The organism is Micromonospora globispora (genome assembly GCF_003857015.1).
GTDB classification, from domain to species: Bacteria; Actinomycetota; Actinomycetes; order Mycobacteriales; family Micromonosporaceae; genus Micromonospora; species Micromonospora globispora.
The window spans coordinates 1-11796 of sequence record NZ_QGGF01000186.1 but is presented as its reverse complement, the minus strand read 5'-3'; the positions used below and the strand labels follow the sequence as shown (position 1 = coordinate 11796).

Here is an 11796-nt window from a genome sequence, read left to right as displayed (position 1 = left end):
GTTGCTGGACCAGCTCGACGAGGAACTGGTGGCTCACTCGCGCCGGCGACCCGCCGTACCGGCCGGGCGAGCCGCGCCGAGGCTGGGGCGTCGGCCGGCGTCGCCGCGGCCGGTACGGCGGGTCGCCGGCGCGAGTGCGCCACCAGTTCCTCGTCGAGCTGGTCCAGCAGCTCGTCCCGCGCTCCGATCGCCTCCGCGTACGCCAGGGTGAGATGCAGCCGGAAGGCGGACGCGGCGGAGCGCGGCACGCGTACGCCGCCGATCCCGCCCCGGCTGTGCGTGTGCAGCAGGGTGAACGGCTCGTGCGGATCGTGCGCCACCCCGGTGAGCTCCTCGTACGGCCACTCCCGGTGCCCGCCGCGCCCGACGAGGATCAACCGCCGGTCGGTCACCACCGCCATGCCGGCGTCGGCCACGGCGACGCCCTTCGGCAGCCGCGGCGACCGGTCCGTCTCCTCGACCGGTACGACGGTCAGGCCGGCCGCGGGCAGGCCAGCGACGTGCCGGGCCGTCACCTCGACGAGTTCCGCCGCGGGCTGCACGGTGACCACGACCTCGCCGTCGTCCAGCGGGACGGGCACCCCCACCGGCGTCTCGGCCCGCTCTGCGGGCTCCTCGGCCCGGGCGCAGACCTGCCGGAGCTGGTCGTCGTACCGCCGCCACGCCGCCACGGCGGCCTCGTACGCCGTACGCCGCCGCTCGTTCTCTCGCCTGACCCACCGGGCTCGCCAGCCCGAGGCCGTCCCGTCCGTCGCCACCACCGGGTCGCCTCTCATCGCGAAGGGGGTTCCGCGTCCACGAGATACAACCCGGTACGGCGGCCCAGGACACGCCCACACGCCGACGGGTTCGGCCGAGTGTCCGGGAACCGATCGAGGAAGCCGACGCCGAAAACGGGTGACGTCGGTGACGGCGGTACGGTCCGACCATGGAGCAACGGATCAGCCTGGTCACCCTCGGCGTGACCGACCTGCCGCGGGCGCGCGCCTTCTACGAGGCGCTCGGCTGGCGCGGTCAGGAGGTCGAGGAGACGGTCTTCTTCCAGGCCGGTGGCCTGGCGGTGGTGCTGTGGGGGCGGGACAAGCTCGCCGACGACGCGGGGCTGACCGACCGGGGCGGGGACGGCTTCGGCGGGGTCAGCCTGGCGCAGAACGTCCGCACCCGCGAGGAGGTCGACGACGTGCTACGCCAGGCGGCCGACGCCGGGGCGGCGGTCACCCGCCCGGCCCGGGAAACCTTCTACGGCGGTTACGCGGGCTGCTTCACCGATCCGGACGGTCACCTCTGGGAGATCGCCTGGAACCCGGGCTTTCCGCTCGCCGAGGACGGCACGCTCACCGTCCCCGACTTCGGCGGCTGATCGTCAGGTCCACACGGTGCGGCGCACGCCGTCGTGGCCGGCGCAGGGCTCCGCCTGCCCGCCGGTCAGACTCACCATGCCGTCCTGGCACTGCACCAGGTAGCCGCGGCCGGACCAGAAGTTGGGGGCGCACTCGAAGTAGTCGCAGATCCCCTCGGCGGGTTGGCGGATCCGGAAGCCGCCGCAGTAGTCGTACCCGTAGGGGTTGGCCGGGGCGCCGCAGCGCCGCTCCCCGGTGGGCTGCGGCGACGCGGACCGCGTGCTCTGTGTGGCGGTGGCCGACGGCGTGGCGGTGCCCGACGGCGGGGTGGTCCGCCGGGGCTTCGGGCCGGTGGTGGTCTCCACCTGGACGATCGGGGCGACCGGCCGGGGCGCGGGCGTGGCGCTGGCCGGGGTGGCGGCGGCGGCGACCTCGGAGCCGGGTCGCACCGGCGGGTCGGATTCGAAGAGCATCGCCGGCACCACCAGCGCGATGGCCACCCCGACCGCGACCGTGCGGCGGCCACCCGGGACGACTTCGGAGAGCCGGGCCTGCGCCGGGGTGACGATGGCGGGCCGGAACGGCTGCATCTGCTCGTGTTCGGCGATCAGCTCGTCGAGTTCGGCGATGACCGCCGCGCGCTGCTCGATGGCGTCCGCGAAGGCCAGGGTCAGCTTGAACCGGAAGTCGGCGACCGCGCCGGTGGGCAGCAGCAGCCCGGACGTGCGCCGCCGGTCGAGGACCTGGATCAGCGTCACCGGGGCCGCCGGGTCGTGGGCCAGCCCGGTCATCCGCCCGTACGCCCAGTCGCGCCGGGCGCGCCCGCCGAGCAGTACCAGCCGGCGGTTGGTGAGCACGGCGAGCCCGGCGTCGGTGACCTTGAGCCCGTCGGGGCGGCGGGGGCGTACCCCAGACCGGTCGGGGTCGACGGTCAGTTCGGGGGCCGGCAGCACGGGACTGTGCCGGGCCTCGACCAGTTGCGCCCCCGGCATGGTCCAGAAGACCACCTCGCCGGGGGCGAGTTCCATCGGCAGGCCGTCACCGGCGTCCGCGGTGCCCTGGAAGGACTCGGCGAGGGCGCGCAGCCGCCGCAGTTCCTCGTCCCGCCGTCGCCATGCCTCGTCGGCCTCGCGGAAGGTCCGCTGCCGGCGCTCGTTCTGCCGGTGCGCCCACCGGTACCGCCAGGTGGAACCCGTCGAATCAGTCTTCGCCACGCCGACCCTCCATCGCGAGAGCCACCAACCGGGATGTCATTCACATCAACTGCGGCGGAAGGTGGATAAGAAACGCGCAAGTTGCAGATCTGACCGATCGGGTGATTGACCGCGACGATAGGCGGAACGGCCGCGTCGTCCACGAGCGGGCTCGCTTGCCGTGCAGGGGCACTGAACCGTCGGTAACGTCACCCGTAGCCGGGGTGCGCCGTGCCCTCGGGGCGCGAGGAGGTGGGCCGGTGACCGCCACGACCTCCGCCGTCGTGCTCGGCGTGGACATCGGCACCACCAGCACCAAGGTGGTCGCGTACGACACCGCCGGGCGGCAGCTCGCGTCGCACTCGGTCGGTTACCCGCTCGAGGAGCCGCACCCGGGCTACGCCGAGCAGGACCCGCGGCTGATCCTCGACGCGGTGGTGGAGAGCCTTCGGGCGGTCGTCGCGGAGCTGCCCGGCCCGGTGTCCGGGGTGTCCTTCAGCACCGCGATGCACAGCCTGATCGGCCTGGACGCCGACGGCAACCCGCTCACCCCATCGGTCACCTGGGCCGACTCGCGGGCCAGCGCCCAGGCGGAGCGACTGCGCGCCGTTTCCTCCGGCCTGGCGCTGCACCGGCGCACCGGCACGCCGGTGCACCCGATGGCACCGCTGCCGAAGCTGCTCTGGTTCGCCGAGCAGGAGCCGAAACTCTTCGAACAGGTGGCGCACTGGGTCGGCATCAAGGACTACGTGCTGCTGCGGCTCTGCGAGGCGCTGGTGACCGACCACTCGGTCGCCTCCGCCACCGGCCTGATGGACATCCACCGGCTGGCGTGGGACGCCGAGGCGCTGGGCATCGCGGGCATCACCGAGGAGCAGCTGCCGCAGCTGGTGGCGACCACCGCCGTGCTGCCGGGGCTGACCGCGGAGGCCGCCCGGGCCACCGGCCTGCCGGCCGCCACCCCGGTGGTGGTCGGCGCGGGCGACGGCCCGCTGGCCAACCTGGGTCTCGGCGCGGTCCATCCGGGCGTGGTCGCCTGCTCGATCGGCACCAGCGGCGCGATGCGGGTGACGGTGGAACGTCCCGGCGTCGACCCGCTCGGCGGCGTCTTCTGCTACGCGCTCACCGAGGACCGCTGGGTCGTCGGCGGTGCGATCAACAACGGCGGCATCGTCCTGCAGTGGGCCGGCGAGGCGCTCGCCCCCGAGCTGGGCGAGCACGCCGAGGAGGAGCTGCTCGCCCTGGCCGCCCGGGCGCCGGTCGGCTCCGGCGGGCTGATCATGCTGCCGTACCTGCTCAGCGAGCGGGCGCCGCACTGGAGTGCCCTGCCCCGCGCCGCGTACGTCGGGCTGACCCACGGCCACGGGCGCGAGCACCTGGTCCGGGCGGCGCTGGAGGGCGTGTGCCAGCAGCTCGCCCTGGTCCTGGCGTCGGTCCGGGCGGCGGGCAACGAGGTACGCGAGGTGCGGGCCAGCGGAGGCTTCGCCCGCAGCCCGCTGTGGCGGCAGATCCTCGCCGACGCGCTCGGCATGCCGGTGCGCTTCCCCGCCGGGCACGAGGGGTCGAGTTTCGGCGCCGCACTGCTCGGCATGCAGGCCCTCGGCCTGATCGACTCGATCGAGGTCGCCGCCGACCTGGTCCAGATCGAGGAGACGGTACACCCCGATCCGGCGTCCGCCGCCACCTACGCGGCCCTGCTGCCGCTCTTCTCCGAGCTGTACGACGCGCTCGTTCCGACGTTCGCGTCGCTGCGGCGGCTGGCGCCGAGCCTGCCGCCGGAGCCACCACCCACCGCCCCTGTGTGATCGCCCGTCCCGCAGTCACGGACATACCGAAGGTCGTGATAGCTGTGGTCACTCTGCTCGCCGCACCCGCGGAACCCCTCACCAACGCCGGGAACACCCAACTGGTCATCGCGGCCCTGCTCGGCATCGCCGCGGTGGTGCTGCTCATCGCCTGGGCCAAGGTGCACCCGTTCCTGTCCCTCATCCTCGGCGCGGCCGTGCTCGGCGTGGTCGCCGCCGTACCCGCCGACAAGATCGTCACCTCGTTCAGCGCCGGCGTTGGCTCCACCGTCGGCGGCGTCGGCCTGCTGATCGCCCTCGGCGCGATGATCGGGGGCCTGCTCGCCGAGTCCGGCGGCGCGGACAGCCTCGTCGAACGGGTGGTCTCCCGGGTCTCCGGCACGGCCCTGCCCTGGGCGATGGCCGGGGTGGCCGCCCTGATCGGGTTGCCGCTCTTCTTCGAGGTCGGCGTGGTGCTGCTGGTGCCGATCGTGCTACTGGTCTCCCGGCGGGTGGACGTACCGCTGATGAAGATCGGCATCCCGGCGCTGGCCGGTCTCTCCGTGCTGCACGGCCTGGTGCCGCCGCACCCCGGACCGCTGGTCGCGATCGACGCCCTCAAGGCCAACCTGGGCCAGACCCTCGCGCTGGGACTCCTGGTCGCCATCCCGACGGTGATCATCGCTGGTCCGATCTTCGGCAACTTCATCGCCCGCTACGTGCCCGCCGTCGCCCCGGAGGCGCTGCTGCCCACCCGGCGACCGCTCGCGGTCGCCGGCGTGCGGGGACCCTCGCCCACCGGTCGCGGCGGCGTGGACGCCGACGGCGACCTGGTCACCGAGGACGACCTGATCAACCCCGGCACCGGCCGCCCCGGCGAGCCGATCGACGAGGCCGCCACCGAGGCGGTACGGGCGCGCCGCGCCCCCGCCCTCTGGGCCGCGGTCATCACCGTCCTGCTGCCGGTGGTGCTGATGCTGTTGCGCGCGATCGGCGAACTGACCCTCGCCAAGGACACCGCCGGACGCAAGACGCTGGACATCATCGGCACCCCGATCATCGCGCTGCTGGCCGGCGTCATCTTCGCGATGATCTTCCTCGGCTACCGGACCGGCTTCAGCCGTACCCAGGTCTCCGGCTTCCTGGGCGGGTCGCTGCCGCCGATCGCCGGCATCCTGCTGATCGTCGCCGCCGGCGGCGGTTTCAAGCAGGTGCTGGTCGACGCGGGCGTGGGCAACCTGGTCGCCGACGCCGCCAAGGGCGCGAACATCTCGCCGCTGGTGTTGGGTTGGCTGGTGGCGGTGGGCATCCGGGTGGCGACGGGCTCGGCCACCGTCGCCACGATCACCGCGGCGGGCATCGTCGCGCCGCTGGCAGCCACGCTCCCGGGACCGGAGGTGGCACTGCTGGTGCTGGCCATCGGCTGCGGGTCGCTCTTCTTCTCGCATGTCAACGACGCCGGCTTCTGGCTGGTCAAGGAGTACTTCGGGCTGACTGTCGGGCAGACCATCAAGAGCTGGTCGGTGATGGAGACGATCATCTCGGTGGTCGGCTTCGCCGGCGTCCTGCTGCTCGACCTGATCTTGTAACACCCCTGATTCGGCTCCCGTCGGCCTCGTCGGTCCCGCTCACCCGGGTCCGACGAGGCCGACGCCGTGTGGTCACCCCGGCCGGGTCAGGGCGCCTCGACGCCGGAGATGCGGAACTTGTGCACCTCGGCGCCGAGGATCGCCGCCGCCTGCTCGTCCGTCGGGCCCGACCCGCGGAAGGCGAGCAACTGCTCGTCGGACTCCCACCGCTCGTAGACGTTGATCCGGCCCGGCTCGACCAGGTCCGCGCTCACCGCGAAGTCCACGCAGCCCGGTGCCGAGCGGGCCGCCCGCACGGCCTCCACGCAGGAGGCCAGGTAGACGTCCCGCTCGGCCGGGTCGACGTAGAGAGTGCCGGCGACGATGAGCACTGGTGACCTCCGAGTCAGGCGCGGTTGATCGCGTTGGCGTGGATGGCCTCGCTCAGGTACGCCGCCATCCCCGGTCGAATGCTCTCGTAGTGCGCGGTGAACCGCGGGTCCGACACGTACATGTCGGCCAGCCCGGTGTGGATCTCGTACGAGCACTCGTAGAACCAGCGGCTGATCAGTTGCCGGTGCTCCTCGGCCAGTTCCATCGCCTCGGGGCTGTCCGCCGGCGCGCCCGACTCCATCACCGCGACGAGACGCCGCCCCCACTCCTCGTTCTCGGCCTTGTTCCGCAGCCAGTCCTCCTTCGAGTAGCCGGCCGCGCGTCGGTTCGACTCCCGGTACGCGTCGGTGCCACCCCAGCGCTGCTCCGCCTCCTCGGCGTGCGCGTCGGGGTCGAAATCGCCGAAGACCTCGAACCGCTCCTCCGGCGTGAGCCTGATGTTCATCCGTTTCGCCTCCATCGCGAGCTCGATCGCCGCGACCATCTCCTGGAGCTTCCCGATCCGCCCGGTGAGCAGCTCGTGCTGCCGGCGCAGGTGCGCCGCCGGGTCCGCGTCCGGGTCGTCGAGGATCACCGCGATCTCGTCCAGCGGGAACCCCAGCTCCCGGTAGTAGCGGATGAGCTGCAACCGGTCCAGGTCGGCGTCGTCGTAGCGGCGGTAGCCGGCCGGGGTGCGCCCGCTCGGCGAGAGCAACCCGATCTCGTCGTAGTGGTGCAGCGTGCGCACCGTCACCCGAGCGGCCCTCGCCACCTGTCCCACCGTGTACGCCATGGTTCCCTCCCTTCCGCGACCAACGCTCCCGCCTACCGCCGCGTGAGGGTCAAGCATTTTCACCGATCCGCCGGAACGTGTCCGCCGAACGCGACCGCCCCCGGTCTCCCGAGGGGGTGCGGGAAACCGGGGGCGGTGGGTCGGAGCGTCAGACGGTGGTCTTTTCCCGAGCCCGCTGGGGGGCGGCGAACGCCTCGCTGGCCGGGGTCCGGAAAGCGTGCACCAGGCCGGCGAGCGACAGCAGCAGGAGCAGCGCCGCGCCGAGGTACATCGCCAGGGCACCCTGCTCGGCCTTGCGGCCGAACTCGCTGAACCCGTACGAGGTGAGCAGCAGGCCACGCAGCGTCTCGCCCTTGAAGACCGTCTCCCGCTGAGCGGTGACGTCGGCGAGCTGCTTCTGCAGGTCGGCCAGGTTGGCGGCCTTGGTCTGCTCGGCCTGGGCCACCTGCGCCTTGAGCGCGGCCTGCGGCTCGCCCAGGTCGGCGTACGTCTTGCCGCCGCCGATCGACTTGAGGTGCAGCCCGATGAACTCGTTCGCGTAGCACTCGGCCTGCTTACCGGTGTTCAGCGGCTTGCCGGCGTACTCGCGCAGGCAGTCCGACTTCTTCTCCTCGTCGGTGAGCTGGGCCGCCGGCTTGAAGCTGATGTGCTGGGCGCTGAGCTGGTCGTGCACGTAGTTGTTGGCGAAGTTGGCGTTCGTCGTCAGGACAATGCCCACGACGAGCATCAGGACCGCGAGTCCAATGCCGCCGATGCTGAACAGCAGGTCCAACGTCCGTCGCTTCATGTCCGGCTCCTATATGGATGATGGCGTTTTCCGGTGACTGTTACATCGTCACCGTTGGCGCATCACCCGAGCAGGGCCGAACCCCCTGTCCTGGTCGGGACCTTCGGCCTGCGTCCGGTGGGCCAGGATGCCGTCAGTGGGTGACGTCGACCGGGGTGAGGGCGGTCAGCAGCTCGGGCAGGGCGGCCGGCCGGCCGTACCGCCAGCCCTGGCCCTGCAGGCAGCCGATGGCGGTCACCGCAGCGTGCTGCGCCCCGGTCTCCACCCCCTCGGCCACCACCGCCAGGTCGAACGCCGCGGCGAGCCGGTTGACCATGTCCACCGTCGCGTACGCCCGGGGGTCCTCGGCGTCCAGCCGGGCCACGAAGGAACGGTCGACCTTCAGCTCCGTGGCCGGGATCCGGTGCAGGTAGCTCAGAGCGGAGTAGCCGGTGCCGAAGTCGTCGATGGCGATGCCGACGCCGAGCTCGCGGAGCTGGCGCAGCCGGTCCAGCACCGTCTCACTCCCCTCGATCAGCGCCGACTCGGTGAGCTCCAGGGTGAGCGCGTGGGGGGACAGACCGGCGACGGCAGTGGCCGTGGTGACCGTGTCGATCAGATCGGGCCGGCGCAGGTGCGCGGCGGCGATGTTGACCGCGACGGTCACCTCCGGCGCGTGCTTCCGCCAGGCTGCAGCCGCCCGGCACGCCTCCTGGATGACCCAGCGGTCGACCGGCAGGATCAGCCCGGTCTCCTCGGCCAGCGGCAGGAACGCCGCCGGCTGCAGCACGCCGAGCCGGGGGTGCCGCCAGCGGACCAGCGCCTCGGCGCTGCGGACCGTGCCGGTGGCCAGGTCGACGATCGGCTGGAACTCCAGGTGCAACTGCCCCTCGTCGACCGCGCGGCGCAGGTCGGCGATCAGCTCCGCCCGGCTCACCGCCTCCTCGCGCAGCGCCGGGGTGCACGTCCGGTACGCGGACTTGCCGGCCGCCTTGGCGGCGTACATGGCGATGTCGGCGTCGCGGAGCAGGTCGGTGTGGGAGGTGTGGTGGGCGCCGTACTCGGCGATGCCGATGCTGGCCGACGGGTGCACGCCGAGGTCCTCCTCGCCGGGCAGCGGTTGCAGGACGGCGAGCAGCCGCTCGGCGAGCCGTTCCGGCGGCACCGGCCGGTCGCCGTCGACCAGCACCGCGAATTCGTCGCCGCCGAGGCGGGCGATCATCCCGTCGCCGCCGACCGCGTTCCGCATCCGTTCGGCGATGCTGGTCAGCAGCCGGTCCCCGGTGGCGTGCCCGAACCGGTCGTTGACCTGCTTGAACCCGTCCAGGTCGAGCAGCAGCACGGCGACCGGCACCTCGTCGCGCAGGGCGCGGCGCAGCCGTCGGTTGAAGGTCAGCCGGTTGGGCAGGCCGGTGAGCTGGTCGCAGTACGCCAGCCGGCGCAGCCGGGCCACCAGCCGCAGGTTCTCGTTGGCGGCCAGCCCCTGCCGCAGCGCCAGCACGCCGAGCAGGGTCATCATGCCGAGGAAGATCAGATGCGGGGTCTGCCCGGTGGGCCGCCGGGCGAGCACCACCGCGACGATCGCCCCACCGACCGGCAGGTACGGCAGGGCCACCCGCCACCACGGCGGCAGCGGCGGCTCGGCCGTCTCGTCGCCGCCGTCGCAGTCGGCGGGCGGCGGATACCTGGTGGCCGCGCCGATCAGCAGATAGCTCAGCGGCCAGCAGACGTCGATCGGGTAGCCGGGCGTGTAGCTGCCGTGCGCGTAAAGCGAGACGTAGGCCGTGTCCGCAACGGCCCGGATGGCGAGGCTGGCCCCGATCGCGGTCAGTGGGCGCCACCTCCGCCGGGACGGCCCGGCGACCGCGACCAGGATGGTCAGCTGCATCAGGTCGAACATCGGGTAGAGCAGGGCGAAGGTGCGCAGCGGATCGGCGAGGTCGGCGGCGGCGACGTCGCGGAACACCACCAGCCAGCAGATCGGGATCAGGGCCAGCCCGACGATCACCCCGTCGAGCAGGGTTCGGACCTGGCCGACCAGGGTGTGCGGGGCGGCCAGCGAGCTGAGCAGCGCCGCGGCGCCGGCGACGATGCCGGCGGTGAAGATGGCGCCGACCAGCGGCGTGTGCGGCAGCTCCATTCCACCGAGCCGCTCTACCGTCCACACCGTCCGGCCGAGCGCGGCGAGCGCCATGGTGACCGCCAGCAGCGTCCAGAACCGGCGCAGCGGGGTCGGGTGCCGCCGGGCCACGCCGACGCAGGCGAGCGTCGCCCAGCTCGCCACGGCAACCGCGCCCAGGTCGCTGACCAGGGCCGCGCCGGGCAGCCGCGCCACCAGCCAGAGGGCCTCCCCGAGTACGACGAGTCCGGCCGCGACGAGACCGACGCGGCCGGACAGCGCGGGACGGGCCGGCGCCAGGGCGGCGCCGCTCACGTCCTTGGGCAGCACAACGATGCGCTCCGGCTCTCTTTCAGACGTGCACCCTCGACCATGAGGACCGGTGGCGGACGGCGAACGGCGCAAGCCTAGTCAGCACCCGGTGCCGCCGCCAGAGTCGTTCGCTGGCCCACGGCTCCTCGGTCTGGCTGATTGTTGTCGCTACCGTGAGTTACGGGCCAGGACGTAGAGCCGCCGGGTCTCCACCTCGTGCGGGTAACTGACGCGCTCCAGCCGCGCCTCCACCGCGAAACCGGCGTCGGCCAACGCCCCGAGCAGCGTCTCCGCGGCAAAGAAGTGGAAGTCCACATCGACCCGGTGGCCCCACCACTCGTCCAGGTGGCGCACCTCGGCGCCGAGGTGGACCGCGACCAGCAGCGGCGCGCCGGGACGCAGCACCCGCCGGATCTCGGCGAAGGCCGGCCGCAGCTCGTCCGGGCTCAGGTGGATGACCGAGTAGAGCGCCACGGCCCCGCTGAACTCGCCGTCGCGGGCGGGCAGGCGCAGCAGATCACCCTCGCGGAACTCCGACTCGGGATGCTCGCGCCGGGCGACCGCCACCATCTCCGGCGACAGGTCGATCCCCACCGCCGGCACGCCGCGCCCCACCAGCCAGGCGGTGACGTGCCCCGGCCCGCAGCCCAGATCCGCCACCGCGCCGCCCGGCCCGGTTTGCTCGACCAGCGCCGCCAGCAACGCCCGGTCCAGCGGCTTCTCCGCCAACTCGTTCGAGAGCCGGTCCCGGTACTCCTCGGCCACGGTGTCGTAGCTGCGCCGGACGCGGTCGTGTTCAGTGGGCATCGGGCCAGCATGGCACGGCGCAAGATCCTGCATGGACAGCGATCCCTAGGGGGCCTTCGCGGCGGTCGGGCCGGCAAGGACCCGGTAGCGCCGGGTCAGGACCACTCCTCCGAGGGGTCGCCGTCGCCGCTCCCGGCGCCCGTAGGCTCCGAGTCCGCGGCGGCGACAGCGGCGGCCGGCGGGCCGCCGTGGGTCCACGGGGTCTCCTCCGCGGCGGGGAAGTTCCCGGCGGGCATGAACGCGTCAGACAGCGTCGTCCAGCAGAGCCGCTCCCCCACCTCCGGCACCGTGCCCGGCGGCGCGGTCAACCCGCGACCCATCCCGCCCGACAGCTCCAGCACCACCTCGGTCTTGCCGTCCGCCGCCGGGGTCACGAAGACCACCCTGGCCTTCTGCGTCGGCCGGGACGGCGAGTACAGCGTCGCGCCGACCGGCACCAGCACCGGCTCGGTGGTGACCACCTGGATCCGCGGCCGCAGCACCGGCCGCTTCCCGCTGTCGTCCACCCGCTTCGGGTCGGCCAGGGTCACGTCTGCGACGAACGCCTCCCCGGTCAGCCGGTGCTCCGCCATCACCAGCGGGTCGTCGTAGGCGCGCTGCACGGCGTACGAGGCCAGGGCCCGTTCCAGCCGGTGCAGCCGGACGGCCGCGGCCACCGCCCCGTCGCGGCGCGGCTGCGGCCCGCCGCCGGCGTCGACGTGCTCGGCGTACCCGGTGAACGCGTCCTTGTCGCCGTCCCAGC

9 protein-coding genes and 2 pseudogenes are annotated in these 11796 nt (G+C 73.1%); 3 read left to right on the top strand and 8 right to left on the bottom strand.

What is annotated here, in order from left to right; genetic code table 11:
* A pseudogene (locus DKL51_RS07175) lies at nt 1–776 on the bottom strand (hypothetical protein); the annotation flags it as partial.
* A gap of 152 nt (nt 777–928) precedes the next feature.
* Between DKL51_RS07175 and DKL51_RS07170 the strand changes: the two are divergent.
* Nucleotides 929–1360 carry a VOC family protein gene (locus tag DKL51_RS07170; protein WP_124811855.1) on the top strand — a complete coding sequence of 144 codons (432 nt, stop codon included), beginning with the start codon at nt 929–931 and terminating at the stop codon, nt 1358–1360.
* A gap of 3 nt (nt 1361–1363) precedes the next feature.
* Here DKL51_RS07170 and DKL51_RS07165 read toward each other — a convergent pair whose 3' ends face one another.
* Nucleotides 1364–2554 (bottom strand): hypothetical protein, encoded by a 1191-nt coding sequence (locus DKL51_RS07165; protein WP_124811854.1) that lies wholly within the window; start codon nt 2552–2554, stop codon nt 1364–1366.
* Nucleotides 2555–2793: 239 nt separating this feature from the next.
* On the opposite strand from DKL51_RS07165, the gene DKL51_RS07160 reads away from it, so the two are divergent.
* A complete protein-coding gene (locus DKL51_RS07160) occupies nt 2794–4338 on the top strand; it encodes a gluconokinase (protein ID WP_124811853.1) in 1545 nt (514 codons plus the stop codon).
* A gap of 44 nt (nt 4339–4382) precedes the next feature.
* Nucleotides 4383–5906 (top strand): GntT/GntP/DsdX family permease, encoded by a 1524-nt coding sequence (locus DKL51_RS07155; RefSeq protein ID WP_109943396.1) that lies wholly within the window; start codon nt 4383–4385, stop codon nt 5904–5906.
* 86 nt (nt 5907–5992) lie between these two features.
* Here DKL51_RS07155 and DKL51_RS07150 read toward each other — a convergent pair whose 3' ends face one another.
* The 6 genes and pseudogenes from DKL51_RS07150 to DKL51_RS07125 all read right to left on the bottom strand — a co-directional run.
* Entirely contained in the window at nt 5993–6277 is a 285-nt protein-coding gene (locus tag DKL51_RS07150) for a putative quinol monooxygenase (protein WP_109964878.1), read from the bottom strand.
* 14 nt (nt 6278–6291) lie between these two features.
* Nucleotides 6292–7050 (bottom strand): MerR family transcriptional regulator, encoded by a 759-nt coding sequence (locus tag DKL51_RS07145; RefSeq protein WP_124811852.1) that lies wholly within the window; start codon nt 7048–7050, stop codon nt 6292–6294.
* A gap of 148 nt (nt 7051–7198) precedes the next feature.
* Nucleotides 7199–7837: a hypothetical protein gene (locus DKL51_RS07140; RefSeq protein ID WP_124811851.1), complete on the bottom strand. Its 639-nt coding sequence runs from the start codon at nt 7835–7837 to the stop codon at nt 7199–7201.
* A gap of 133 nt (nt 7838–7970) precedes the next feature.
* Nucleotides 7971–10250: a putative bifunctional diguanylate cyclase/phosphodiesterase gene (locus DKL51_RS07135; protein ID WP_185734735.1), complete on the bottom strand. Its 2280-nt coding sequence runs from the start codon at nt 10248–10250 to the stop codon at nt 7971–7973.
* 165 nt (nt 10251–10415) lie between these two features.
* The gene (locus DKL51_RS07130; protein ID WP_124811850.1) at nt 10416–11054 is read right to left on the bottom strand and encodes a class I SAM-dependent methyltransferase; all 639 of its coding nucleotides are present in this window, start codon (nt 11052–11054) and stop codon (nt 10416–10418) included.
* Nucleotides 11055–11149: 95 nt separating this feature from the next.
* A pseudogene (locus DKL51_RS07125) lies at nt 11150–11796 on the bottom strand (hypothetical protein); the annotation flags it as partial.

Excerpts from the sequence above, each read along its gene's own strand:
- DKL51_RS07140 (WP_124811851.1), bottom strand. The coding sequence starts at position 7,837 with ATGAAGCGACGGACGTTGGACCTGCTGTTCAGCATCGGCGGCATTGGA.
- DKL51_RS07170 (WP_124811855.1), top strand. The coding sequence starts at position 929 with ATGGAGCAACGGATCAGCCTGGTCACCCTCGGCGTGACCGACCTGCCG.
- DKL51_RS07130 (WP_124811850.1), bottom strand. The coding sequence starts at position 11,054 with ATGCCCACTGAACACGACCGCGTCCGGCGCAGCTACGACACCGTGGCC.
- DKL51_RS07145 (WP_124811852.1), bottom strand. The coding sequence starts at position 7,050 with ATGGCGTACACGGTGGGACAGGTGGCGAGGGCCGCTCGGGTGACGGTG.